The following is a 25,298-nucleotide window of genomic DNA, read 5'->3' as shown; positions in this document are numbered from 1 at the left end:
GGATGCGGGCGGGGGAGGGGAGTGCGTTGTCATGCCGGTCTCCGTTGTGTCCGGGCATGAGGGCGCTGCGGGGGCGGGGAGGGTAGGCAAACCTCTCCCCAGTCGCGGGCCTGCGCGGCGTCGCGGGCGTATTCCTCCGCTGTGTGGCGGCGCAGCCGCAGCAGGATGTCGCATGACGACATCTCGCCGCACGCCAGCCTCTCTGGCAGAATACAGCCATGTCGACCCGATCCTTCGATGCTGAGCCGTTCCTGTTCAGTTTTGCAGAACTGCGGAGAGCCTTCCCTGGGGGGACCTTCGAGAGTGGCCTTGCCTATGCGCGCCTGGGGCGCGTGCTGAGCATTGGCCGCGGCGATGATGAAGGCGCGATCGAAGCGCAGACCAAGGGTTCGCGCCCGAAACCCTATCGCCAGTCGATCCGCCGCCTTCCGGCCCGTGCCGGAAAGCTGGCCTTCATGGGGGAATGCACCTGCCCTGTGGGCTGGAATTGCAAGCATGTCGCCGCGGTCCTGGCCAAGCTGGCGCTGGAATACGAGACTGCTGATCGGCTGGCGCCGCCTGCCACGCTTCAGGCCCCTCGCGGGGTGGCTCCGGCGCCATCGAGCCAGGGGGCTATTCTCCCACCCCTGGTGGCAGCCTGGTTGCAGGAGTTTCCAGCGGATGGATCTGAACAGCCAGAGCGGGCTGCTCGCGAACGCCTGGTCTATGTTCTGGAGGCGCGGGCATTGCCACGCAGCGCCCGGCAGATTGCTGTGGCCTGCTGCACGCAGAGCATCCGCAAGGATGGCAGTTTTGGCACTGCCAAAAAATACGACCCGCAGCGCGTCGAGACACCAGCCCGCTATTTGACAGCCGGGGATCGAATCATCCTGCGCCGTCTGGCGCGGCTTGCGCACCGGTATGGTGGCCTGACAGAGGATGATGATCCGCCAGAACTGATCGAACGCATCGTCGCGACGGGGCGCGCCTATTGGGGCACGCCCGATGGGATGCCGCTGCGCCGTGGCGAATCCCGCCCAGGAAGACTGACCTGGGAACTGACGCCTGATGGCGAGCAGATCCCCGCCCTGGCGCTCGAGGCTGGGGCAATGGGCTTTTCCGTCCCGCAGCCCTGGTATGCCGACCCTGCGACGGGTGAGATCGGCCCGGTCACGACCGGTGATGTGCCACTGCCCCTCGCCACACGCCTGCTGGCCGCGCCGGCCATTCCGCCGGAAGCTGTGGCCGCCGTGGGTGCGGAACTGCGCCGGCGCCTGCCGACGCTGCCACCGCCCCTGGAGATTGCAGCGCCGGAGATCCTCTCAGGGCCACCAATCTGCCGGTTGGCCCTGATGGTCGTGACCTATGGCGGGAGCACATGGCAGCGGGCCGAGACCATGCCGATTGCCCGGCTGCGCTTTGGCTATGGGCCATTCGAGTTGCCTCCCGGCGTTGCCAGTCTCTCGCGGCGGATGTCGCATGCCGGGCGCGTCTACGAGGTGCGGCGCGACCATGACGCCGAGACCGATGCGGTCCGTGCGTTGCTGGCTGAGGGTCTGGAACATCTGGCTGACATCGCGCCCGTAAGGCTCGGCAGGGTCGAACCCGGAGACTTCGTGTTGGCGCCAGGGAGCGACAGCACGGCGTGGTTGGATGTGGTTCTCGACACTCTGCCGGTGCTTTCGGCAAGAGGCTGGGAAATCACGGTGGCACCGGATTTTCCGGTGCAACTCGTCATGCCAGAGGGGGAGGTCGAAGCCCAACTGCGCGAGAGCAGCGGCATCGACTGGTTCGAACTTGACCTGGGCGTGATGGTCGATGGCGCGCGGGTGGATCTGGTGCCGGCCCTGGTCGAACTGATCGCGCGCGAGGGCGGGCGCGAGGGGATCGCGTTGCATCCGGATGTGGAGCCTTTTCTGGTTCCCTTGCCGGATGGGCGCTTGTTGCAGCTTCCAGTGGATCACCTTCGGCCAATCTTGCTGATGCTGGCGGACCTGTTCTCGGAGGGAAGGTTGGATGCCGGTGACGAGAGGCTGCGCTTTACACAGCAGGATGCCGCCGAACTGGTGGCGCTGGAGGAAGCCTCCGGGCTGACCTGGCAGGGGGCGGAGCGTCTGCGCAGCCTGGGCTGGCAACTCCGCGCGGTGGATGGCGGCCTGCCGCCGATCAGCCTGCCGCCGCGCTTCCAGGGACAACTGCGCCCCTATCAGGCGGACGGCGTGGCATGGCTGCAATTCCTCCGTGGCGCCGGGCTCGGGGGCGTGCTGGCGGATGATATGGGGCTGGGCAAGACGGTGCAGACCCTGGCCCATCTCGCCATCGAGCAGGCAGAAGGGCGTCTTGATCGGCCCGCCCTGCTGGTTTGCCCGACCAGCCTGATTCCGAACTGGACGCGTGAGGCCGCGCGCTTTGCCCCGGACCTGCGCGTGCTGCCGCTGCATGGCAAGCAGCGCAAGGAACGCTTCGGCGAGGTCGCCGCGCATGACCTCGTGCTGACCACCTACCCGTTGCTGGCGCGCGATCAGGCGGTTCTCACGGCGCAGCCCTGGCACGCGGTGATCCTCGACGAGGCGCAGGCGATCCGGAACCCGAAGACGGAGACCAGCCGCATGGCCGCGCGCCTTGAGGCCGGCCAGCGTCTTTGCCTGACGGGCACACCGCTCCAGAACCATTTGGGCGAGCTCTGGGCGCTGTTCGACTTCCTGAGCCCGGGTTTCCTGGGCGCGGAGAGCGCCTTCCGCAAACTGTACCGAACGCCGATCGAGAAGCATGGCGACACGCTTCGTCAGGAGGCGCTGCGGCGCCGTGTGCGGCCCTTCCTGCTGCGCCGAAGCAAGGAAGAGGTGGTGCGCGACCTTCCGCCCAAGACAGAGATCATCGAGCCGGTGGAGATGGAGGCAGGCCAGCGCGCGATCTATGAGGGGATCCGGCTGGCCATGCACGCCAAGGTCAAGGCGGCGATCGCGTCGCGTGGCTTGGCGCGCTCGGGGATCGTCATCCTCGATGCGCTGCTGAAGCTGCGGCAGGCCTGCTGTGATTCTCGGCTGGTGAAGGTTCCCGCGGCGCAGAAGGCAAAGGCCGGCTCGGCCAAGCTGGATCGGCTGCTGGAACTGCTCGGCGTGTTGATGGAGGAAGGGCGGCGCGCGCTGGTGTTCTCGCAGTTCACCGAGATGCTGGCGCTGATCGAGGCGCGGCTGCGCGTGGCGGAGATTCCCTATCTGCTGTTGACGGGCGAGACCAGGGATCGCGAGACGCCGGTGCGTCGCTTCCAGGCGGGCGAGGTTCCTGTCTTCCTGATCAGCCTGAAGGCCGGCGGCGTCGGACTGAACCTGACCGCGGCGGATACAGTGATCCACTACGACCCCTGGTGGAACCCTGCGGCCGAGGATCAAGCGACAGACCGGGCTCATCGCATTGGCCAGGAGAAGCCTGTCTTCGTGCATCGGTTGGTGGCGCTGCACAGCATCGAGGAAAAGATGGAAGTCTTGAAGGATCGCAAGCGTGCTTTGACGGAGATGGTGCTGGGCGGCGAGGAAGGTGGCGCCCTGCGTCTGACCGAGTCCGATATCGAGGAACTCTTTGCGCCGATGTGAGCGACAGACAAAGAAGCGCACGTTGTCGGTGTTGGAGGAATCCGCCAGGGAATGGTGAGTCACTCGCAGATGCGGTGATGCGCATGCGTACCTGCCTCCTCGGAATGAAATGTAGAGGACCAAGGCAGAACGGAGACGTACTGAGTAGAGCGAGGTTCCCAGCAATGGGAATCTCGACAGTCCGGCCTCTTTTGGAGGCCGGTATCAGCATTGTAGCCGAATGAACCGATGGGCCGCTGCGCACCACGGGCGTGAAACCCTATCCGCTGTCGGTGACGCCGGGGGGGGCGTGCTGTTCGGCGGGCGATACCGCTGCGAGGCCTCCAGGGCCGCGGGCATCTATGCCGAGATGGTGTGGCGGAAGCAGGCTGCCGACGTCACCTAGAAGACGATCGCCGAGAAACTCGGCTGGAGCCACGAGAAGGTTCGAGACTTAGCGACGCTCGCGAAGATTGACCGACGCGCATGGGAGGTGGTTGGCGCAGCTTTCCGCGTCAGCGCCCTGGCGCAGGATGAGGAGGTTGCGCCAAGCTTTGGCGCAACTGCGCCATCACCGAGGGGCTGGTGCGGAACATCCTCTACCTCACCGCCGAGCAGCAGCTGGACCTGGTGCAGGACCTCGCCAGCGGGCGGATCAACAAGAACAAGTTCAAGGTGCAGGTCGAAGCCTACCGCACCCGCAAGGCCGCGCTGGACTGGCTGCGAAGCCAGCTCGGCGACATCGATACCGAGATTGTCGCCAACCTTGTGACCTGAGCAGGGGTTTCGCATCTCATCCGCCTGGGCAAGTGAAAGAGCGAAATCCTTCGTATAAGCGCGAGCAATCATCGGCATTGAATGAGAATCATAAAATGCCTATTTCTTCCACGTGAAAAAGTGCGTTCAGCGCGTCAGCGCTGCGTTGTTCACGCACCCCTCTGACAGACAGGACGATCCCCGCATGTGCGCATCGTCGCCTTCTGCTCTCTCCCTCTGTGCCGATTTGCGCGAGCTCCGTCTCGCGCTCATCGCCAACTGGCCCGCCCTGCTGACAGCGATGCTCGGCCAACCCAGCCGGCGCAGCGCACGGCACTGGCGGTGGAACCGCCGTGGCAGCTTCTCGGCCGTCATCACAGGCGCCAAGGCCGGCACCTGGTTCGACCACGAGGCCGGCATCGGCGGTGGCCCTTTGGAGTTCATCGCGCGCGAGCGCGGCGGTGACTGGCGCGACGCGGCCGATTGGGCGCGCCACTGGCTCGGCATGCCCGCATGGGAACGTCGTGGCCGCGCCGTGGCCGCAACGCCGGCCCAGGCCGCGCCGCCGCCCCTGCCGGAGCGGGCAGAGGAATGGGCCGCACAGAGGCGCCTCGTCGCTCAGCGGGCGGCCACGGCCACCTGGGAGCATGCCGGCCCGGTCGATCTCACGCAGGCCTATCTGCAGCGCAAGGGCGTCCTGCCACACGGCATCCGCATGGAAGGCCTCGACGTGCTCATCGTCCCGCTCGTCGACATCGAGGGCACGCTCCACACCATCCAGCGCATCGATGCCGATGGCACCAAGCGTTTTCTCACCGGTGGCGCCAAGGCCGGGCACTTTGCGCCGATCGGCGGCCCTCTGGCCGGTGCTGCCACCATTCTGCTCTGCGAGGGCTGGGCCACCGGCGCCACGGCGCATGAGGCCACTGGATTGCCGGTGGTGGCCGCGATGGATGCCGGCAATCTGCGCGCTGTTGCCCTGCAACTCCGCGCGCGCTACCCGGCGGCCACGCTGATTCTGCTCGCCGACAATGACGCCAAGCCCAACAGGATCAGCAATCCGGGCGTCGCCGCCGCGACAGCGGTTGCCCGCGCGGTGGAGGGTTGGCTGGCTCTTCCGCCTGAGCCCGGCGACTTCAACGATCTCGCCCTGTCCCAAGGCCTCGACGCGGTGCGCGCTGTGATCGCCGCAGCGGCGCCATTGCCGCCCCTTGCACCCACTTATTCCCGTGCGGTGCTGTCCGTGGCGCAGGCGCGCAGCGTTCTGGAAGACGAACTCGGCCGCCTGATCGATGCGGTGGCCCTGCACTGGGCCAATCTGGATGCAGCGAACGAGGAGGATCCTGACCGGCCGATGGTGGCGCTGCCACCGCTCTGGGCTGCCAACCAGACGATGGAACAGGCCGCGCCATGCTAGACTTCAACGACGTCATGGCCCCCATGCCACCGCAGCGCGCGCTCACGGTGGGGGTGGGTCTCGGCAAGACGACCGCCATGCACCGCCACATGCGGCGTCTGCTCGACGATCCGCGCTTCAGCGGGCGCAAGGTGGTGATCGGTGTGCCCCGCCATGACCTCGCCGAGGAGCAATGCCACGCCCTCACGACGCTCGGCCTGCGCGTCATGGTCTGGAAGGGGCGCAGCGCCCCGGACCCCACGCCCGAAACCCCGGATCGGCGCATGTGCCTTGACCTGGAGGCGCCTTTCGATGCCCTGGCGGTGGAACGGGTGGTCGAGCAGACCGCCTGCAAAGTGGTACGCCGTGGCAAGCTGCATGCCTGTCCTTTTCTGCATCAATGCGGCTACCAGGCACAGAAGCTCCGCGCGGCGCAGGCGCAGATCATCCTGACGGCGCATGACACGCTGTTCCACGAGGCGCCGGCGGTGATCGGCGCCGTGGGCCTGCTCGTCCTGGATGAAGGCTTTTGGGCCGCCGGACTGCGCGGCACGGATGGCAAGGCTTGCCTGACCCTGGATGGGTTGCGCGTCCGCGGCAGCACCGTGCAGTGCTACGATGCGCACAACCAGCCGCATTGGGACAATACGGCTGATCTCGCCGCCGCGCGTGGCCTGCTGCAACGTGTTCTGGACAGTGCCCCGAACGGGCCGCTCCCCATCGCGGCCCTGGCGGCCACGGGCCTCACGCCGCCACAGTGCCGCCGCGCCGCAGGGTTGGAGCACCGGCGGCTGCGCAATCCAGGGCTGCTGCCCGGCATGGACGCCACCGAGCGGGCGCGGCGTATCGCCGGTGTGCTGCCGGAACCGGGCGCGCCCTGGGCGCCGCCGGGCCGCGCGGCCGCAATGTGGCACCTGATCGCCGAGGCGCTGGAGGCACAGCACGATGTCGCCGGGGCTGTGCTCTGCGACATGCTGACAGAGCACGGCACGGTGCAGGCTCTGCGCCTCGCCTGGCGCATGCCAGTGTGCGAGGGCTGGGGCGGTGACGGCCCGATCCTGCATCTCGATGCGACGATGCGGCCCGAACTGGTGCGCTGCTTTCTGCCCTCGACCAGCTTCGCGGCGCCGCTGATGGCAGTGGAGCCGCATGTGACGTTGCGCCAGATCCTCGGCGCGCCCACCACGGCCCATAGCCTCACGCCGGCCCGGGAGGCGCTGCAGCGCGAGCAGGAGGCGGCCGCACGCCATCTGCGCCAACTCGCCACCCTGATCGCGCTGCGGGCTGCCTCGCTGCGCGGGCGCAACCCGTCCGGGCCTGACCTGCTGGTGGTTGGCCAGAAGGGCGCTCTGGATGCGCTGCGCCAGAGCGGCCTTCCGGCCAATGTTGAAGCGGTGCACTTCAATGCCCTGAGCGGCCTGGATCGCTGGCGCGATGTGGCCGGACTGATGATCCTCGGCCGCACCCTGCCAGCGCCGGCGAGTGTCGAAGCCCTGGCGGCGGCCTTGACCAATACGCCGCCGCTGGCCAGCCGGGGCACGGTGTCATGGTGGTACGAAGGCGTGGAGCGGCGCATCGCGCTGGCCGATGGCGGCGTGCACCCGGTGCGCGGGGAGGCGCATGCGGATCCGATGGCCGAGGCCCTGCGCTGGACGATCTGCGAGGGCGAACTGATCCAGGCGCTCGGCCGTGGCCGTGGCGTGAATCGCACAGCGGAGACGCCGCTCGAGATCGACCTGCTGACGGATGTGGTGCTGCCGGTCACCGTGCATGCCGTGCTGGCCTGGGAAGATGTCCGGCCGAGCCGCCACGACATGATGGCCGCTGCCGGAGTGGAATTGGAAAATGCGGCGGACATGGCGCGGTGCTTCCCGGATCTCTGGGAGACGCCGGATGCCGTTCGGGCCCAGAAGGCGAGGAGTGTGACGTTCTGCTATTATAGGGATATCTCTAATAGCAGAACGTCACACTCCTCGACGGTTGTGCGCTACCGCCCGGCCGGGGCGGGGCAGAAGGAGCGCGCGGCGAAATTCGATCTCGCGCTGATCCCGGATCCCCGCGCCTGGCTCGAGGCCCGTATTGGTGCGCTCGCCTATTTCGAGTTGATCGGTGACGCGGAGCCTGTCCTGTCCTCACTGGCGCCTGAGCGTGTCGGGGAGCCACTGGCATCGCTCAGCGCCCGGCTGGAGGCCGCGATCCAGCAGCGCCTGGCCAGTGTCCGCGCGCGCCTGGCCAGGCTTTCAGCCGGCCTTGACGCCCGCAAGCCCGACACAGCCGCGGCCTGACTGGCCCTGCCAGGATAGCCTGCATCCTCATCAGGCGGCTGCTGGCCGAGCGTGAGGGCATCCTCGCCTGGGCGTTGCAGGGCTGCCTGGAATGGCAGCGGAGCGGCCTGCAGCCGCCCGCCACGGTCCTGGCCGCAACCGGCGAGTACTTCGAGGCCGAGGACGCGCTCGGGCGCTGGCTGGAAGAATGCTGCGAGCGCGGCACCAATCATGTCGAGGCCACCGCAGCGCTCTTCGCCAGCTGGAAAGCCTGGGCCGAGACCAGCGGCGAATATGTCGGCTCGGCCCGGCGCCTCTCCGAAAATCTCATCAACCGTGGCTTCGAACTGCACCGCAAAGGCTCCGCACGGCAGATGCGCGGGCTGCGGCTGTGCCAGCCGGCGGCATCCGCCGGCCCCATCCAATTCTGATAGGGATGCTGGCAATGAAGGCGAATAAAATCAATGAGGTGGATGTGCCAGTGACGCAGATGACGCAGTCCTCCCAAATACCCGTACGCGCGTGCGCGCGCACGCGGGTAACGGGTTTTACCGAACCATGCGTCATCTGCGTCACTGGTGGCGCGGCGGCACCGGCTTCCAGCCTGCTTGCCCTGGATTTGGGGAGCCGCCTCGGCTGGGCGGTGCGGCTGGCGGACGGCACCATCACCTCCGGCACGGCCACCTTCCGGCCTGGGCGCTTCGAGGGCGGCGGCATGGGGTGGCTGCGCTTCCGGCACTGGCTCGACGAGATGGCCGGCACAGCAGGCCCGCTGGGCCGCGTTGTGTTCGAGGAAGTGCGGCGCCATGCCGGCACCACCGCAGCCCATGTCTATGGCGGCTTCCTGGCGCATCTGAGCGCCTGGTGCGAGGGGGCGGGCGTGCCCTACCAGGGCGTGCCAGTCGCCACCATCAAGCGCCACGCTACGGGCAAGGGCAATGCCAGCAAGGAGGCGGTCATCGCCGCCATGCAGGCCCGTGGCTTTGCGCCAGCGGATGACAACGAGGCGGATGCCCTGGCTCTGCTGCTGTGGGCGCTGGATGCCCGGGGCGGTGCGCTGTGAGCCTGCCAGGAGCCCCGCGCCCGCCACGCTGCGCCCTCGGGCGGGGCCGCAGCCCGACCAGCAGCCCCGAGATGGAGGCCCTGCGTCGCCGCGTCTGGCACGAGCAGGGCGTGGCCTCGCTGGCCATCGAGGACATCACCGATCCCTGGCTGCGCCAGGCGCTGATCAACGAAGCCACGCGGCGCTGGGGGCCGCGTCATGGAGGAAGCCAGCATGGCCGGTAAGCGGATGACGAAACGCGTGGCAAAGCCGCGTGAGGATCTGTCAAAGCCCTCGCAGTGGCGGTTGCAGCATGGCGGCTTCTCGGAGCCGATGCGGGAGGCGGATCCGGAGACGGGCACGCCGATTGCGCATCGGCGGGCGGTGGACACGCTGGGGCTGATGCTGGCCCATGGCACGATCACGTCGCCGATGCACGAGGCAGGCGAGATTTTCCGCGGGCTGTTCCGCGCCGCCTGCTTCGACAGCATGGCGACGTCGCAGATCCTGCGCGTGCCTGGCCTGCGCGTTGACACGTTGTCGACGCTGCAACTCGATGCCCGGCGCCGCGTGGCGGCGGCGCTGGATGCGCTGGGTGGGCATGACAGTCCCTGCGGCTCCTGCGCGTGGTTTGTGCTCGGCCTGGAGTTCTCGGTGCGGGAATGGGCCATGCGCCAGGGCTGGGCGGGCCGGACGATGCATGGCCCGGTGGGGCAGGGCATCCTGGTGGGCACGCTCGGCATTCTCGCGTTGCATTTCGGGCTGACGCCGCGGTCGCGGGCGGCATGATTCGGTGTGGCCGGGGTGGTCTGCCCGCCCCGGCCACACTGTTACAATTCACCCTATGGCGACCCCGGAATCGAAGAGGCTAGACTCAAGGCACATCGAGAAGGCGCGTGAGCGCCCCGCGATGGAGCATCGATTGGCCTGACGAGAATGCGCTGGCGCGGGGGAAGGGAAAAGTAAATCGCGAAGGGCCTGCAAGTCATTCTTCAGATGCTCTGAAGAACAGAGTAAATAAAAATCCAGGGTCCTTCCTGCGAATACTGTATGCGGGGAGCGGAAGCGCGCAAACCCCCTAGCGCCAGGCCAAAAACAAGGTTCGCGGTGCGCGATTGCGCCCACGCGATGCCGATCCTCTCCTGATCCGGATGATCCCATGACGCTTCCCTGGCTGGCGGCGACGATCCTGCTGCGCCCGGCGGCGGAGTTGCGCGCGCATCCCGGCAATGCGCGGCGGCATGCGCCGGCGCAGATCGCGCAGATCCAGGCCAGCATGCGCGCCTTTGGCTTCACCAACCCGCTGCTGGTGGACGAGGCGGGGGTGCTGATTGCCGGCCATGGCCGGCTTGAGGCGGCGCTGGCGCTGGGGCTGGAGACGGTGCCGACGATCGTGCTGCGGCATTTGTCGCCGGCGCAGAAGGAGGCGCTGCGGCTGGCCGACAACCGCATTGCGGAGAATGCCAGCTGGGATCAGGCGCTGCTGCGCGAGGCGCTGGCGGTGGTGCAGGGGGCGCCGGAGTTGGATCTGGCGGCGCTGGGCTTCTCGGCGGCGGAACTCGACGACATCCTCGCGGCGGCTGGAGAGGCCGTGTCCGACGGCGACGCGCCCGAGGCTCTGTCGGCGCCCGCCGTCCAGGAGGGCGCGGCGGAGGAGGATCCCGCGGACGCCACGCCCGATCCGCCGCGCCAGCCTGTCACCCGGCCCGGCGATCTCTGGCTTCTGGGCGAGCATCGGCTGCTCTGCGGCGACAGCACTGACGCCGCGGCCGTGGCGCGCGTGCTGGGCGAGGATCGCGCGGCGCTGCTCTTCACCAGCCCGCCCTATGGCAACCAGCGCGATTACACCACCGGCGGCGTCGGCGATTGGGAGGCGCTGATGCGGGGCGTGTTTGACGCAGCGGCCGGCGCCATGCGCCCGGACGGGCAGGTGCTGGTCAATCTCGGCCTGATCCACCGCGAGGGCGAGTGGCAGCCCTACTGGCAGGGCTGGCTGGATTGGATGCGCGGGCAGGGCTGGCGGCGCTTTGGCCTCTATGCCTGGGATCAGGGGCCCGGCCTGCCGGGCGATTGGAATGGCCGCCTGGCGCCGGCCTTCGAACTGGTGTTCCACTTCAACCGCCAGCCGCGCCAGCCGAACAAGATCGTGCCCTGCAAATGGGCGGGCACGCCGAACAAGGGCAGCGGTCTGCGGGCCGCCGATGGCGCGGTGAAGGCCTATACCCATATCGGCCTGCCGGTGCAGGAGATGCGCATCCCGGACAGCGTGCTGCGCATCACCCGGCACAAGGGACGGGGGATCGAGACGGAGCATCCGGCGGTCTTCCCGGTCGCGCTGCCGGAATTCCTGATGCGGGCCTACACCGACGAGGGCGAGGCGGTGTTCGAGCCCTTCGCCGGCTCCGGCACCACGCTCCTGGCTGGCCAGCGGACGGGCCGTCTGGTGCGGGCGATCGAGTTGGCGCCGGCCTATGTCGATCTGGCGATTGCCCGTTGGCGCCTGCTGCATCCTGACTTGCCGGTGACGCTGGCGGAGGATGGACGGGACTATGACAGCATCACCGCGGAGCGGAGCGAGGTCCTGGCCGATGCAGGCTGAACTCCGGGTAGCCTCCATGGCGGTGGCAGCGTTGGTTCCCTACGCCGAGAACGCGCGCACCCATTCGGACGCGCAGGTGGCGCAGATCGCCGCCTCGATCGCCGAGTTCGGCTTCGTCAACCCGGTGCTGGTGGATGCCGCCGGCGTTCTGGTGGCCGGCCATGGCCGCGTGCTGGCCGCCCAGCGCCTCGGCCTGGCGATGGTGCCGGCGATCCGTCTGGCGCATCTGACAGAGGCACAGGCCCGCGCCCTGCGGCTGGCGGACAACCAGATCGCGTTGAACTCCGGCTGGGATGAAGCACTGCTGGCCGCGGAGATCGCCCGCATCCGCGACGAGGCGGTGGTGGATCTTGATGGGCTGGGCTTCTCGTGCGTGGAGATCGATCGCCTGCTGGCCAGCCTGGATTCTTTCTCGGGCGGCGAACAGATCTCCGGCGATCCAGACGCGCCGGCGCCGGAGCCGCCGGCACAGCCTGTGACGCGGCCTGGCGATCTGTGGCGCCTCGGGCGGCATCGCCTGCTCTGTGGCGACAGCACCCAGGCGCGCGACGTGGCGCGTCTGCTGGCGGGCGCGCAGCCGCATCTGATGGTCACAGACCCGCCCTACGGGGTGAATTACGATCCGCAATGGCGGAACGAGGCTGGCCTCTCGGTGACGATGCGCACCGGCAAGGTGGCCAATGATGATCGCGCCGATTGGCGTGCGGCCTGGGCGCTGTTTCCCGGCGATGTCGCCTATGTCTGGCATGCCGGCGTGCATGCGCGCACCGTGATCGAGAGCCTGGAGGCGGCGGGCTTCGTGATCCGCAGCCAGATCATCTGGGCCAAGCCGCGGCTTGTGCTCGGCCGCGGCGACTACCACTGGCAGCACGAGCCCTGCCAACCCGCCGGCACGATGGTGCAGAAGGTAGTCGACCGCGGCACTGGCTCCCAGCCGGCCAGGATCGCCGAAGTCCCCATCGAGACGCTCAGCGCCGGCGATTACGTCGTCTCCTACAATTCCTTCGAGAGTGTTATTCGCCGGCGTGGCCGGCAGATCACCCGATTTGGTGAACGCCAGTTCGACGGGTTCATGCATACGATCTCGGCTGCAGGACGGGTTACCCGAGCGACGCCCGAGCACCGCTTCTCAGCACGCCTGAACCCCGATGCTGCGGATAAGCAGGTGGTCTATCTCATGCGCCGCGGAGATTGGTGGCGCGTCGGGCGGGTGCGTCTGTTCAACTCGCGTGGCTTCGGACTCGCCACGCGCCTCGTGGACAACCGAGCCGAAGAGGCCTGGATCGTCTCTGTGCATGACAACGCCGTCGAAGCGCAGTGCGCCGAACAGGTTCTGTCGTGCAAGTACGGCATCCCGACGACCCATTGGGAAGTCGACAACTGGGTCGAAGCGCCCGAACGAAATAGGTCGGCGGAGATGATCGCCAGCATCTATGCAAGCCTCAATCTGAGTGGCCTTTCGGCGCGTACGACGCTCCTGCTTCGCGAGCATCGTCTCGAGCGGGAACAACCCTTCATCGCGGCAAATGATCAGCTGATGTTCTCTCGACGGGCAACGCGGCTTGTGCGCGCGTGCAACTTGCACGCAAAGATCATGCAGATCCCGAAGCCGTCCGCGGGCGACGACTTCGAGTGGGTCACGGTCACCGGAAATGACGCAGCCCCATTCAGTGGTCTCGTCTATTCGATGGATGTCGACAAGGACCTGCACTACGTGGCGGACGGGCTTGTTACCCACAACTGCTGGTACGCCGTCCGCAAAGGCGCGACTGGGCACTGGCAGGGTGCGCGGGATCAGACGACGCTGTGGTCGATTGGCGCCGGGGCAGAGGATCTGGCGACGGTGCATGGCACGCAGAAGCCGGTGGAGTGCATGCGCCGGCCGATGCTGAACAACAGCGAGGCGGGGGAGGCGATCTATGAGCCCTTCTGCGGCAGTGGCACCGCCATCATCGCCGCCGAGACAAGCGGGCGGGTCTGCTTGGCGATGGAGATTGATCCTTCCTACTGTGACGTCACGCTCCAGCGCTGGGAGGCGATGACGGGTGAGGTGGCCGTGCTGGACGGAGAAGACCGCACATTCTCCGACATTGCAGCCCAGCGCTGCGCTGTCGAGACAGCATCGTCATAGGCGCTCTATCGGCTTGGCTGGTGCGCGCCACAGCGGGAATGGTCCGTCACGCGCAGGGGAGAGGCTCCTGCGCCGGAGGACGGAGACGATGATGACCCAAAAGACCCAGCGCAGCAGCCGCAACCAGGAAAAGAGCCTGGCCGCCTTTCTGGCGAAGAAGGCGGAGTTTGATGCCCTGCTCGACGAACTCCAGCAGGCCAGCGCGGATCATTTCGGCGCCAGCCCCGACGCCATCCTCTGGGGCGAAGCCGCCTGGCTGGCGGAGGCGACGGCGACGCTGAAGCGCCTCGCGGATCAGCATTTCCGCCGCGGCGAATATGCCGTCTGAGCCGGGCCCCACCCGCACCGCGCCCCGATCGGGTTCTGCCCGGCGGGGCTTGGGGTGGTAGCACCCGGCGGATCGGGTGCGTGAGCGAGGAGCCCGAGGATGACACTCTCCGATACCCAGCGCGCCATTCTGGCGGCCGCTGCGCAGCACCCCATGCATCTGGCGCAGGTGCCGGCGCGGTTGCCGGCGGGGGCGCGGCAGAAAGTGGCGCAGGCGCTGCTGAAGCAGGCGCTGGTGCGGACGCAGCCGAGCCCGGAGGGGGAGGCGGCCACGGCCTGGACGATCGCCGGCGCGACGATGGCGTTGCAGATCACCGAGGCGGGGCTGCGGGCCTTGGGGGAGGAGAGCGCGGCAGAGGAGCCCGCCACGGGCGCGAACACGGCGCCGCCAGAGGCGGAGGAGGCCACGCCGCAGGGTGAGGAGCCCCCGGCCGTGGAATCCGCCCCAGCGGCGCCTGTGACGCCAGACGACGCCACCTGCGACGAGGACGCGGTGCCCACACCCGCCCCAGGCGGCCGCCTGCGCGCCGCGGCCGCGGCGGTGCTCGCCGCCTGGGAGGCGGAGGCTTCGCTGGAAGCGCCGATGGCGGCCCTGCGGCTGGCCCTGGCGGGGCCGGCCTCTCCCGCGCCCCGCAAGCCCCGCGAGGGCACCAAGCAGGAGGCGGTGCTGGCGCTGCTGCGCCGGCCGGAGGGGGCCACCATCGCGCAGATCTGTGAGGCCACGGGCTGGCAGCAACACACCGTCCGCGGCTTTTTTGCTGGCCTCAAGCGGCGTCAGGGCATCACCGTGATCGCGGCCGAGCGCATCCGCCAGGTCGGCCCGAACAAGGAAGGCGCACGCGGTTCCTACTCGGTCTATCGCATCGCCGATTGAGCGATCCCCCCGGCATCGCGAGGCCCGCCGCGACGTCGTGGCGGGCTTTGTCTGTCATACCCAGGGATGAGGCCCGCCTGCGCGCCGGCCACGGCGGGAGGTCGCCGCCATGCCGGAACTGACGCTCTCCACCCGCGAGGCGGCGCGTCGCATCGGTGTCAGCGAGACGGCGCTGCGCAAAGCCGAGAGCAGCGGCCGCATCGAGCGCGAGCCCGACGGACAATGGGATATCGCCAAGACCCGCCGCCGGCTGGTGGAAACAGCGGATCCGCACCGCTCGCCGCTGGCGGCGGGGGGAACGGCCGAGGCCACGCCCTATGCGCGGCTGAAAGTGGCGCAGCTGGCGCTGAAGGTGGAGGCGCAGCGCCTCGCGCTGGATGAAAGCAAGCGGCGCCTGATTGATGTGGTCGAGGCCAATGCGACGATCGACGAGATGGCCGGCGCCATGCGCGATACGCTGCTGAACTGGCCCGCGCGTGTCTCCGGCCTGATTGCCGCCGAACTCGGCGTGGAGCCGCATTTGCTGCAGACCATTCTGCAGAGCCACATCACCGATCTGCTGACGGAGGCCGCCGATCGCTTCGATCCCCCAGGCCTCGGAGATCGGCCCGCGGACGCGTGAGCATGTGCGCCGGCGGGCCGGGAGCATGCTGCGCCTGCCGCCGCAGCTCACCGTCTCGCAATGGGCCGAGCAGCACCGCATCCTCGGCAGCCGCGCCTCCTCCGAGCCGGGGCCGTGGCGGACCAGCCGCACCCCGTATCTGCGGGAGGTGATGAATGCGCTGTCAGCGGTGCATCCCGCGCGGCGCGTGGTGTTCATGAAGGGCGCCCAGGTCGGCGCCACCGAGAGCGGCAATTGCTGGCTGGGCTACATCCTGCATCACGTGCCGGCGCCGGTGCTGGCAGTGCAGCCCACCGTCGAACTGGCCAAGCGCTTTTCGCGCCAGGGCATCGATCCGCTGCTGGAGGAGACGCCGGCGCTCAAGGATCGGGTGGCACCGGCACGGGCGCGGGACAGTGGCAACACGCTGCTGTCGAAGGAATTCCCCGGTGGCATCCTGGTGCTGACGGGGGCGAACAGCGCGGTCGGGCTGCGCTCGATGACGGCGCGGTTTCTCTTCCTCGACGAGATCGACGCCTATCCGGGCGATGTCGAGGGGGAGGGGGACCCGATCGCGCTCGCCGAGGCGCGGGCGCGCACCTTTGGCTGGCGGCGCAAGGCCTTCCTCGTCTCGACGCCGACGATTGCCGGCCGCAGCCGGATCGAGCGGGAGTACCAGGCCTCTGATCAGCGGCGCTACTTCGTGCCCTGTCCGCATTGCGGCGAAATGCAGAGGCTGCATTTCGAGCGGCTGCGCTGGGAGAAGGGTAATCCGCGCTCGGTCCGCTATCATTGCGAATCCTGTGACGCCGGCATCGAAGAGCATCACAAGACGGCGATGCTGGCCGGCGGGGAATGGCGCGCGACGGTGCAGGCTGAAGATCCGCACACGGTGGGCTTCCACATTTCGGCGCTCTACTCGCCGGTGGGCTGGCTGTCCTGGGAGCAGATTGCGCGCGATTGGGAGGCGGCGCAGGGCAAGGCTGAGGATCTGAAGACCTTCAAGAACACGGTGCTGGGAGAGACTTGGCAGGAGCAGGGCGAGGCGCCGGATTGGGAGCGGCTGCTCGAGCGCCGGGAGGACTTCCGGATGGGCGTGGTGCCGGCCGGCGCGCTCTGCCTCACCGCCGGCGTCGACGTGCAGGAGGACCGCCTCGAATGCGATATCTGGGGCTGGGCCGAGGGTTTCTCGTCGTGGCTGGTGGATCATGTGGTGATCCCCGGCAGCCCGCGTGAGCGCGCGCCCTGGACGGCGCTGGCCACGTTGCTGGCGCGAGACTGGCCGCGCGAAGGCAGCGGCACGATGCGGCTTGCCAAGATCTGCGTCGACACGGGCGGGCGGGACACGGCGGCGGTCTATGGGCATCTGCGGCATTTGCGGGATCCGCGGATTGCGCCGACGAAGGGTGTGGATGGCTGGAACCGGGCGCAGCCGGTGCAGGGTCCTACGCCGGTGGATGCGCTGGTGGATGGGCGCAAGCTCCGCCACGGCCTGAAGCTGTGGACGGTGTCGGTCTCGCCCTGGAAGGCGGATCTCTATCGCCGGCTCTGGCTGGGCCGTGGCGATGCCGAGGCCTTCCCGCCGGGCTGGGTGCATCTGCCGCAGGGGATCGAGGCGGAGTGGGTGAAGCAGCTGGTGGCGGAGCAGCTGCGGACGGCGAAGGATCGGCGCGGCTTCGCCCGGCAGGAATGGGCGAAGCTGCGGGAGCGCAATGAAGCACTGGACTGCGCGGTGCTGGCGCGGGCGGCGTTGTGGCTGCTGGGTGCCGATCGCTACGGGGAGCGGTTCTGGCAGCAGTTGCGCGAGCAGGTGGCGAATGCGCCGCTGCAAGCGAGCGACATTCCCGCCGGTGGGAAGATCGCTCCGCCGCCCGTGGCAGCGGAACCGCTGCGGCCACGCGGCTGGCTGACATCGCGTGGTGGTTGGCTGCGGTGAGACGATCGGTCATCAGGTCGAGGGTGCGATGAGCGAAGCGCAGTGGGTGGTGCCGGCAAAATCTCGGAGGGGGGCCATCCAGATCTGGATGACCTTTCTGATCAATCGGTTAGCGGATGGTTCCGGCCGGTGCTGGGGTGGAACGAGGAAGCGCAGCGGCAGACACGCTCGTTCGATCTGACCCGTGACGGCTTCATCCTCCTGGTGATGGGCTGGACGGGTGAACGGGCCATGCGGTTCAAGGTCGCCTACATCCAGGCGTTCAACGCCATGGAGGCCGCCCTCAAAGCGCAGGGTCCGGATGATCGCTTTCTTGCAGCCGTGCGGGAAATCGTCGCCCCCCTGGCCGTCCGCTTCGTCGGACAGGACCAAGCGATTGACCGTGTCGCGGCCCGTGTCGATGTCATCGCGGAGGACGTCGCATACCTCAAGCATATGGCGCATGCGAGACGGCGTGTTCTCAATGAAGCGACGAAGCGCGGGCACGTCGAGGACACTCGACGCATGGGTGGTCGCTGCCCCTGCTGCAACATGGCCGAGGTGGTGAGCGCGGACGGCATGCGCTCACCCTTCGCAGAGTTCGACCATTTCTATGCCAACAGCCAGCCCAACGGTGCCCACACCTGGCTGATCTGCAAACCTTGCCATACGGATCTCACCTCCGGCCGCGTGCCGCGGGAGCAGCGCGAGGCTGAGTTCCGTGCCTATCAGGGGCACCGCCGCCGTCTGCCTGGACGGCAGCAGACGTTCTTCGGCTGATCGGCCATGAGCCCCGATACCCTCGCCTGGGCGCTGGCGCAGCCCGCTGGCAGCCGTGCCGCCGCGCTCGCCGCTGCCTATACGGGCGGCACGACGCGCGTCACCTTCGATGGCCGCACCGTGGAATACCGCAGCCTCGACGAGCTCGGCCGCGCGCCGCCCGCGCCTCGCTTGGCCGGCAGAACTCTGCTCGATGCGCATCCCGAGCCGTGTCGAGGGCCCGCTATGCATCGCCGTCTCCGTGCAGGCCGATGGCCCCTTTCGTCGGAGGGCGGCGATATCTGCTTGCTGGAACTCGGGGAATGGGAGGTTGCCATACCTCTCAGAGAGGCAGGCTCGGCGCGCATGCTCGGGCTGATCAGCCAGTGCAACAATTTCCGCTCCGTCCGCGGGTGTGAGGATACAATGGTCCCCGGCTATGACATACCCATGGGCGTAGAAAGCATGCGCCTGAGGCGCCACATGAGCGACTGGCAGGCCTAGAAATGGGGCCTGACCGTAGATCAGCGCTATGAAAAGCTATTGCGGGAGAAGGCACCGAAGGGCGCGCATGCAGCCAGAAATGCGCCTGGAAACTCTTCCGGGAATTCGCGGGCCGCCCACGCGCCATCACGGGGCTGAGAGGCCGTTTGATAGAATGGCGCGTGATCTTGAGAGGATCTTCGCCTCTCTCCTGGCACTCACGCCGCATGGAAAGAAAGAGAGGAGTTTGAGGGGGCAAGGCCCCCCAGGCCATGAGCGGTCCGTCTTCCCAAACAGCCGCTGCGCGGGCTGTGGGGCCGCCGGTTCCCGTGGCTACCCACGCCAATCCCCGCGATCATCGTTGGTATCGGGCCGGTCTTGCAAACGTTGTACAAACCCCCAGCGTTCATTTCGGTATTGATATTTCTCTGATGGCGTCTCACAGTCCGCCAGACTACGCGTGACCGACCCTTCGCAAGGCCCAGCGCCATGACCGTGCGTGATACATATTCCGAAGAGTTGGATTCATGCGTCCGGCAGCCGCTGCATCTGCCGGGGGCGATACAACCCTGGGGTGCCCTTGTTGCCTTCGAGCAACCGCAGGGGCGTGTGACACATGTCAGCGCCAACATGCCGCCCGAATGGCTGCGCCTGCCGGGGCGAGGCCTGCTGGCGAAATTCCTGCCGCCCGAGGCCTGGGCGGCGATCCAGCAGGGCATGCCGCTCGCCGGGGATGGGCGCCTTGTGCTGGAGCCGGCGTTGCCCTGGCCCGCGCCACTGTACGGGCATCATGTGGTGCTGCACCGCGCCGGGGAAAAGATCTGGGTGCTGGAAATCGAATGGCGCGCCCCGCAGGACGGCGCCGTGCCCGTGCTCTTGCCGGCAGTGCAGGCAGCCTGCGACCAGATCCACGCCGCGCCCTCGCCCGAGGCCATGTGCGCGGCGGCGGCGGCGGCGCTTCGCCGCATCACCGGCTTCGATCGCGTGCTGGTCTACGAGTTCGACGCTGAGGGCACCGGTACAGTCTTGGCGGAGGACCGCAATGACAGCCTGCCCTCCTATGTTGGGCTGAGCTTCCCCGCCTCCGATATTCCGCCGCCGGCGCGGCGCCTCTATGAGCGCAACGTGATGCGCCTCATTCCCGATGCCGGTTATGAGGCCGTGCCGCTCTGCGCCGCGCCGGGCAGCGCGCCGCTCGACCTCAGCTTCTCGGCGCTGCGCAGCGTGGCCGATGTGCACCGCACCTATATGCGTAACATGGGCACGGCCGCCTCCATGTCCTTTTCCCTGTTGCGGCAGCAGCGGCTGGCGGGGATGATTAGCTGCCACGCCGCGCGTCCGCTGCATCCCCCGGCGGAAAGCCGCTCCGCCGCCCTGCTGGTGTCGCAGATCCTGGCGGCGCGGCTTAACACTTGGCACGAGGTCTCCCACACCCGCGAGATCTCGCGGCTGACGCGCGTGCTGCACCAGCTCTTGCTGAAGCTGACCGAGGCGGAGCATTTCATCTTTGGCCTGCGCGAGACGCCGGATCTCCTGCTGGGCCTCTGTGAGGCCTCAGGTGCGGTGCTGCATTTCGATGGCAGCAGCCACGCCATAGGCCGCGGGCCACCGCCGGAGGTGGTGGCGGGCATCATCGCGTGGCTCTGGGAAGGGCGGGAGCAGACTGTCTTCCATTCCGACCGGCTCGGCCAAGCCTGCCTCGCCGCCGCCGGCTGCGCCGAGGCCTGTGGCCTCATCGCCCTCTCCCTCTCCAGCCTGCGCCCGGCCTACCTGCTGTGGTTCCGCCCGGAATGGCCGATGCTGCTGCACTGGAGCGGCGAGCCGGTGAAGCAGCCCGGTGCCACGCCGGGGGAGGGCCCCTCGCCCCGCCATTCCTTCGAGACCTGGCGCGAGATGGTGCGCGGCCGGGCGCGCCCCTGGAGCGATGCTCAGATCGAAATCGCGCAGGAATGCCGCCACGCCCTGCTGCGCATCATCTTCCGCCATGCCGAGGAAAGGGCCGCCCTGGCCGAGGAACTGGCTGAGGAGAACCGTGAGCTGACGGCCTTCTCCTACTCGATCTCGCATGATCTGCGCGCGCCCTTCCGCCACATCTCTGGCTTCGCCTCGCTGCTGGAGGATGAGGAGCGGGAGCGGATGAGCCCGCGCAGCGCGCAGTATGTGGCCACCATCCGGCGGGCGGCACATCACGCGGGACAGCTGGTCGATGCGCTGCTGCGCTTCGCGCAGATCGGCCACATGCAGATGAGCCGCATGGAGGTATCGATGGCCGCCCTGGTCGAGGAAGCGCGGCAGGATCTGGAGATGGCCACCCCGCCGCTGGGCGCGCCCCAGAGGCTACTCCAGCGACCACCCCAGCCGCCGCCCCCGCCCGTGCAGTGGAGCATCGGCCCGCTGCCGAGCCTGGCGGTGGACCCCATCCTGTTCCGCCAGGTCTGGGCAAACCTGCTGGCCAATGCCCTCAAATACAGCGCCCAGGCGGGGCAGCCGCGCATCACGGTGCACCACACCACCGCCAGGGCCGAGCATGTTTTCCGGGTCAGCGACAATGGCGTGGGCTTCGACATGCGCTATGCCGGCAAGCTGTTCAATGTCTTCCAGCGCCTGCACCGGGCCGACGAGTATGAAGGCATCGGCATCGGCCTCGCCATTGTACGGCGCATTCTGGAGCGGCATGGCGGCCGCATCTGGGCGGAGAGCCAGCCGGGCGGCGGCGCCTCCTTTTTCTTCGCCTTGCCGCTGGACCAGGAGCCGCCGGCATGAATCGCAGGCGCCATATTCTCCTCGCCGAGGATGACGAGAACGACGTGGCCCTTACCACCCTGGCGCTGCGGCGCGGCGGCCTACGGCACGAGATCGTCGTGGTGCGCGACGGGGTCGAGGTAATGGAGCATTTTGGCATACACCCGCATGGCGGCAAGGGTGAGGCCATGGCCGGGGAGATGCCCGGCGTGCTACTGCTCGACCTGCGCATGCCGCGGCTCGACGGTCTGGAGGTGCTGGAGCGCTTGCGCGCCCAGCCCCGCACGCGCAACCTGCCGGTGGTGATGCTGACATCCTCCCGTCAGGAACAGGATCTTCTGCGGAGCTATGACCTCCGTGTGAATGCCTTTGTGGTCAAGCCTGTTGAATACGATGATTTTCTCCGGGCGGTCGGGGAAACTGGCCTGTTCTGGTGCACAGTCAACGAACCGCCGCCGGAACCGGGCCGATGAAAGCCTTTTCCAACACCGCCACCGAGGCGCAGCAGAAGCTCCGCATCCTCTATCTGGAGGATAACGAGATCGACCAGGAACTGGTCTGCGCCTACCTGGCCCGCAGCGGCTATGACTGCATGGTGCTGCGCTGCGAGACGCGGGAGGATTTCATCCGTAACCTGCAGGACCCGCTGCCGGACATCATCCTGGCCGATTATACGCTGCCGCATTTCGACGGGCTGGAGGCGCTGAGCCTCGCCACGCGTTCTGCCCCCGCCGTGCCCTTCATCTTTGTCACCGGCACCTTCACGGAAGAGGCGGCGGTGCAGGCTATGCGCGGCGGCGCCGTCGATTACGTGGTCAAGCAGCGGCTGCACCGCCTGCCCGCCACACTGCAGGCCGCGCTGGCCGACCGCGACGCGGCGCGGCGCCTGATGGGCACGCTGGATGCGCGGCTGCGCCTCGACATCACGGCGCGGATCGATGTGCTGTCCGAGGAGGCGGATGGCATGGCCCTGCCTCTCGACTATGAGGGCTTTCTGCGCATGGTCCTGCCGGAGGATCGCGGTGTCGTCCATGCCGCGCTGGAGAAGGCGCTGAATACCGGCATGCCCTGGGTCGTGCATTGCCGGCTGCGCAACCATCGCGGCCTGTTACAGGGCGGCTATCTGCGCGGTGACGCGCCCCGCCAGAGGAATCCCGGCAGCCACCCGGCAGCCCTGCATGCGGGCGGTGGCCAGGCGGGCAGCCAGGATGATGGCATGCAGGTGAGCGCCGTCTGGCGGCCCCTCTCGGAGAAATGGTCCGTCCATGCCCATCTCCAGGCAGCGATGCCGCAATTGTCGCGGACAGCCTTCAGCACCCATTGGGCGCAGCTGCTGATGGACCCCTGCGGTCATGTGCTGGAGGCTAACGAGGCCGGACGCGTGCTGCTCGCCGCCAGCCCGGCGGCGGCGCGGCAGGAGAACGCGCCCCTGGTGCTGCGCGTTCATACCGATGACCTGCTGCTCTGGCGGGGCGCCCTGGCCGAGGCCGCGCGCATCGGCCGGCTTTATGGCCAGGAATGTCGCGCCCTGAATGCCGAGGGCCGCTGGCGGCGCATCGTCTGGGACCTGACGGCGCAGGGAAACTATCTGCACGCCGTCGGCCGCGACGTGACGGAGGACCGCGCCGCCATGGCCCGGCTGGCCGCCGCCCATGCCGAACTGGTCGACGAGATCCACGAGCGCGAGGCGATGGCCGAGCGCGCGCGGCGCAGCCAGCAGCTTGGCATGGTGGGCCAGCTGACGGCCGGCGTCGCGCATGACTTCAATAACCTGCTGATGGTTGTGCTGGGCCAGCTCGACCTGCTGCGGGCCACGGTGCTGCTGCCCGAACAGGCGGCGCGGCTCGAGCAGATTTCCCAGGCCAGCCTGCGCGGCCAGCGCCTGACGACGCAGCTCCTGGCCTTCGCCCGCCGCCAGACCCTGGCGCCGCGCTGCGTCGCGCTGAACGACATGCTCCGCACCCTGCTGCCGCTGCTGCAGGTGAGCCTGGGGGCGAGGGTCGAGCTGCGCCTGGAGCTGGAGCCGGGCCTGCCCGCCGCCTTCGTCGACCCGACGCAGGTGGAGATGGTGGTCGTCAACCTCGCCATCAACGCGCGTGACGCCATGGAGCGGGGCGGGCGCCTGCTGCTCGGCACGGCGCTGGAATGGCGCGCCGAGCCACCGCTCCGCCCGGAGCATCCGGAGCCGGGCGAATACGTCACCATCACCGTGCAGGATGATGGCTGCGGCATGGATGCGCGCACCGTGGCCCAGGCCTGCGAGCCGTTCTTCACCACCAAGGCCACCGGCAAGGGCTCGGGCCTCGGCCTCAGCCAGGTGCTGGGCTTCGTGCGCCAGTCGGGCGGCGGGCTGGAGATCGAGAGCTGGCCGGGGCAGGGGACGCGCATCCGCATCTTCCTCCCCCCGGCGCAGGCCGGCCTCGTGCAGCATCCCGCAGCGGTGTCCGGTGCCCCGGCGCTGCGCCGGGAGGCGCCGCGGCAGCGGATCCTGCTGGTCGATGACGACCCGGCCGTCCGCTCCACCGTGGCCGACATGCTCGACGCCATGGGCCATGCGGTAGAGGAGGCGGAGGATGCCGAGGCGGCGCTCTCCCTGCTCCGCCGACATGGCGCCTATGACCTGCTGCTGACGGACCACGCCATGCCCGGCATGAGCGGGACGGAGCTCGCGGCGCAGGCGGCCGGGCAATGGCCGGGCATGGGCATCCTGCTCATGACCGGCTATGCGGAGAACATCACCCTGAAGAAATTCCCCATCCTCCCGAAGCCCTTCCAAAAGGAGGATCTCCAGGAACTGCTCGGCAGGGTCGGCCACCCCCTCCAGTGAGGGAGCGGGTTAGGTTCAGGACACATTGCCCGAGCCAGAAGGTGACGGCGGCGGCGAGGGTGATGGCGCTGAAGAAGGTGTGGGCACAGCGGTCATAGCGCATGGCGATGCGCCGCCAATCTTTGAGCGTGCCGAACATGTTTTCGATGCGGTTGCGCTGGTGGTAGAGCGTGGCGTCATGCGGGATCGACACCTTGCGGCTGCGCATTGAAGGAATGCAGGGGCTGATGCCTTGTTTTGCAGGGCCAGGCGGAAGCGCCCGCAGTCATAGCCGCGGTCGCCTATGAGTTCTCGGGCGGGCGGCAGGTGGGGTAGCATCAAGGCGGCGCCGCGGTGATCACTAACCTGCCCCTCGGTCAGCAGCATAAGGACAGGGCGGCCCTGGCCGTCGCAGACGGCGTGGAGCTTGGAGTTCAGCCCGCCCTTGGTGCGGCCGATACAGCGGGGAAAAGCCTCTTTTTGAGCAGGCTGGCTGTGGTGCGGTGGGCCTTCAGATGTGTGCTGTCGATCATTAGCCGATCAGGCGGTCCAGCCTCGGCGGCCAGTGCCGCGAAGACGCGGTCGAACACGCCGAGGCGGCTCCAGCGCACGAAGCGGTTGTAAAGTGTCCTGTGCGGCCCGTAGGCGGCAGGGGCATCGCGCCACTGCAATCCATGGCGGATGCCATAGATGATGCCGCTGACCACGCGGCGGTCATCCACCCGCGGCACGCCGTGCGAGCGCGGGAAGTGCGGCGACAGGCGGCGCATCTGTGTGGCTGTAAGCGCGCCCGACGATGTTACGGGCGCGCTGGAGAACCGGGTCGAAAGGATGGGTATGCTTGCGGTCAGCTTGACTCGGGATGTTGGCAGAAGCGCCTTGGCGTTCGGCGGCCTAGCGAACGGCACGGCTGTCATAGGCCTTGTCGGCCAACAAGGTTGAGCCAGGCAGCTAGAGCGTTTTTCGATCAGTCTACATCATATCCGCAGTTGGCGAAGTAGTTTGCGCATTCCTGTGGCGAGTAGAGGTCGAGGATGCGGCCGATGGCGTTC

General features: G+C 68.1%; 19 protein-coding genes and 1 pseudogene. 19 read left to right on the top strand and 1 reads right to left on the bottom strand.

Annotated features, from left to right (window positions below):
• Positions 1-218: 218 nt before the first annotated feature.
• The 19 genes from NON00_RS19820 to NON00_RS19725 all read left to right on the top strand — a co-directional run bounded on the left by NON00_RS19820 (position 219) and on the right by NON00_RS19725 (position 24,267).
• On the top strand, positions 219-3,572 hold the full coding sequence (locus NON00_RS19820) for an SNF2-related protein (protein WP_256024435.1): 3,354 nt from the start codon (positions 219-221) through the stop codon (positions 3,570-3,572).
• A 564-nt stretch (positions 3,573-4,136) separates the two neighbouring features.
• Positions 4,137-4,328 carry a hypothetical protein gene (locus tag NON00_RS19815; RefSeq protein ID WP_256024434.1) on the top strand — a complete coding sequence of 64 codons (192 nt, stop codon included), beginning with the start codon at positions 4,137-4,139 and terminating at the stop codon, positions 4,326-4,328.
• 184 nt (positions 4,329-4,512) lie between these two features.
• On the top strand, positions 4,513-5,724 hold the full coding sequence (locus tag NON00_RS19810; RefSeq protein WP_256024433.1) for a toprim domain-containing protein: 1,212 nt from the start codon (positions 4,513-4,515) through the stop codon (positions 5,722-5,724).
• Positions 5,718-7,988 (top strand): hypothetical protein, encoded by a 2,271-nt coding sequence (locus tag NON00_RS19805; protein WP_256024432.1) that lies wholly within the window; start codon positions 5,718-5,720, stop codon positions 7,986-7,988. Before NON00_RS19810 ends, NON00_RS19805 begins: the two co-directional genes overlap by 7 nt.
• 74 nt (positions 7,989-8,062) lie before the next feature.
• Positions 8,063-8,398 carry a hypothetical protein gene (locus tag NON00_RS19800; protein ID WP_256024431.1) on the top strand — a complete coding sequence of 112 codons (336 nt, stop codon included), beginning with the start codon at positions 8,063-8,065 and terminating at the stop codon, positions 8,396-8,398.
• 59 nt (positions 8,399-8,457) lie between these two features.
• A complete protein-coding gene (locus NON00_RS19795) occupies positions 8,458-9,030 on the top strand; it encodes a hypothetical protein (RefSeq protein ID WP_370688744.1) in 573 nt (190 codons plus the stop codon).
• 71 nt (positions 9,031-9,101) lie between these two features.
• A complete protein-coding gene (locus tag NON00_RS19790) occupies positions 9,102-9,254 on the top strand; it encodes a hypothetical protein (RefSeq protein ID WP_256024430.1) in 153 nt (50 codons plus the stop codon).
• Between the two features lie 16 nt (positions 9,255-9,270).
• Positions 9,271-9,798 (top strand): hypothetical protein, encoded by a 528-nt coding sequence (locus NON00_RS19785; RefSeq protein WP_256024429.1) that lies wholly within the window; start codon positions 9,271-9,273, stop codon positions 9,796-9,798.
• 370 nt (positions 9,799-10,168) lie between these two features.
• The gene (locus tag NON00_RS19780; RefSeq protein ID WP_256024428.1) at positions 10,169-11,608 is read left to right on the top strand and encodes a site-specific DNA-methyltransferase; all 1,440 of its coding nucleotides are present in this window, start codon (positions 10,169-10,171) and stop codon (positions 11,606-11,608) included.
• Entirely contained in the window at positions 11,598-13,739 is a 2,142-nt protein-coding gene (locus tag NON00_RS24945) for a DNA methyltransferase (RefSeq protein ID WP_370688743.1), read from the top strand. Before NON00_RS19780 ends, NON00_RS24945 begins: the two co-directional genes overlap by 11 nt.
• Before the next feature lie 91 nt (positions 13,740-13,830).
• On the top strand, positions 13,831-14,067 hold the full coding sequence (locus NON00_RS19765; protein WP_256024427.1) for a hypothetical protein: 237 nt from the start codon (positions 13,831-13,833) through the stop codon (positions 14,065-14,067).
• 99 nt (positions 14,068-14,166) lie between these two features.
• Positions 14,167-14,940 (top strand): DUF3489 domain-containing protein, encoded by a 774-nt coding sequence (locus NON00_RS19760; protein WP_256024425.1) that lies wholly within the window; start codon positions 14,167-14,169, stop codon positions 14,938-14,940.
• 109 nt (positions 14,941-15,049) lie between these two features.
• A complete protein-coding gene (locus tag NON00_RS19755; protein WP_256024424.1) occupies positions 15,050-15,562 on the top strand; it encodes a hypothetical protein in 513 nt (170 codons plus the stop codon).
• A 25-nt stretch (positions 15,563-15,587) separates the two neighbouring features.
• Positions 15,588-17,477 carry a phage terminase large subunit family protein gene (locus NON00_RS19750; protein ID WP_256024423.1) on the top strand — a complete coding sequence of 630 codons (1,890 nt, stop codon included), beginning with the start codon at positions 15,588-15,590 and terminating at the stop codon, positions 17,475-17,477.
• Positions 17,478-17,519: 42 nt separating this feature from the next.
• On the top strand, positions 17,520-18,236 hold the full coding sequence (locus NON00_RS19745) for a Rha family transcriptional regulator (RefSeq protein WP_256024422.1): 717 nt from the start codon (positions 17,520-17,522) through the stop codon (positions 18,234-18,236).
• A gap of 6 nt (positions 18,237-18,242) precedes the next feature.
• Entirely contained in the window at positions 18,243-18,719 is a 477-nt protein-coding gene (locus tag NON00_RS19740) for a phage head-tail joining protein (protein ID WP_256024421.1), read from the top strand.
• A 468-nt stretch (positions 18,720-19,187) separates the two neighbouring features.
• Positions 19,188-21,461 (top strand): ATP-binding protein, encoded by a 2,274-nt coding sequence (locus tag NON00_RS19735; RefSeq protein ID WP_256024420.1) that lies wholly within the window; start codon positions 19,188-19,190, stop codon positions 21,459-21,461.
• Positions 21,458-21,913 carry a response regulator gene (locus NON00_RS19730; RefSeq protein ID WP_256024419.1) on the top strand — a complete coding sequence of 152 codons (456 nt, stop codon included), beginning with the start codon at positions 21,458-21,460 and terminating at the stop codon, positions 21,911-21,913. The genes NON00_RS19735 and NON00_RS19730 overlap by 4 nt, the downstream gene beginning before the upstream one ends.
• The gene (locus tag NON00_RS19725) at positions 21,910-24,267 is read left to right on the top strand and encodes a response regulator (protein ID WP_256024418.1); all 2,358 of its coding nucleotides are present in this window, start codon (positions 21,910-21,912) and stop codon (positions 24,265-24,267) included. The genes NON00_RS19730 and NON00_RS19725 overlap by 4 nt, the downstream gene beginning before the upstream one ends.
• Before the next feature lie 31 nt (positions 24,268-24,298).
• Here the strand turns inward: NON00_RS19725 and NON00_RS19720 are convergent.
• Positions 24,299-25,016: pseudogene (locus NON00_RS19720) on the bottom strand (IS5 family transposase); the annotation flags it as partial.
• Positions 25,017-25,298: the final 282 nt, after the last annotated feature.

Origin of the sequence: Roseomonas sp. GC11 (genome assembly GCF_024437745.1) — a bacterium.
Taxonomy (GTDB): domain Bacteria; phylum Pseudomonadota; class Alphaproteobacteria; order Acetobacterales; family Acetobacteraceae; genus Pseudoroseomonas.
Note: the sequence above shows the minus strand (reverse complement) of the source record. Positions and strands in the feature narration are given on the sequence as shown.

Bases quoted from the DNA above. Each gene is read 5' to 3' on its own strand.
- NON00_RS19790 (WP_256024430.1), top strand. From the start codon at position 9,102: ATGGAGGCCCTGCGTCGCCGCGTCTGGCACGAGCAGGGCGTGGCCTCG.
- NON00_RS19735 (WP_256024420.1), top strand. From the start codon at position 19,188: ATGACCGTGCGTGATACATATTCCGAAGAGTTGGATTCATGCGTCCGG.
- NON00_RS19750 (WP_256024423.1), top strand. From the start codon at position 15,588: ATGCTGCGCCTGCCGCCGCAGCTCACCGTCTCGCAATGGGCCGAGCAG.
- NON00_RS19740 (WP_256024421.1), top strand. From the start codon at position 18,243: ATGAGCCCCGATACCCTCGCCTGGGCGCTGGCGCAGCCCGCTGGCAGC.
- NON00_RS19765 (WP_256024427.1), top strand. From the start codon at position 13,831: ATGACCCAAAAGACCCAGCGCAGCAGCCGCAACCAGGAAAAGAGCCTG.
- NON00_RS19760 (WP_256024425.1), top strand. From the start codon at position 14,167: ATGACACTCTCCGATACCCAGCGCGCCATTCTGGCGGCCGCTGCGCAG.
- NON00_RS19795 (WP_370688744.1), top strand. From the start codon at position 8,458: ATGACGCAGTCCTCCCAAATACCCGTACGCGCGTGCGCGCGCACGCGG.
- NON00_RS24945 (WP_370688743.1), top strand. From the start codon at position 11,598: ATGCAGGCTGAACTCCGGGTAGCCTCCATGGCGGTGGCAGCGTTGGTT.
- NON00_RS19725 (WP_256024418.1), top strand. From the start codon at position 21,910: ATGAAAGCCTTTTCCAACACCGCCACCGAGGCGCAGCAGAAGCTCCGC.
- NON00_RS19805 (WP_256024432.1), top strand. From the start codon at position 5,718: ATGCTAGACTTCAACGACGTCATGGCCCCCATGCCACCGCAGCGCGCG.
- NON00_RS19755 (WP_256024424.1), top strand. From the start codon at position 15,050: ATGCCGGAACTGACGCTCTCCACCCGCGAGGCGGCGCGTCGCATCGGT.
- NON00_RS19780 (WP_256024428.1), top strand. From the start codon at position 10,169: ATGACGCTTCCCTGGCTGGCGGCGACGATCCTGCTGCGCCCGGCGGCG.
- NON00_RS19810 (WP_256024433.1), top strand. From the start codon at position 4,513: ATGTGCGCATCGTCGCCTTCTGCTCTCTCCCTCTGTGCCGATTTGCGC.
- NON00_RS19730 (WP_256024419.1), top strand. From the start codon at position 21,458: ATGAATCGCAGGCGCCATATTCTCCTCGCCGAGGATGACGAGAACGAC.
- NON00_RS19820 (WP_256024435.1), top strand. From the start codon at position 219: ATGTCGACCCGATCCTTCGATGCTGAGCCGTTCCTGTTCAGTTTTGCA.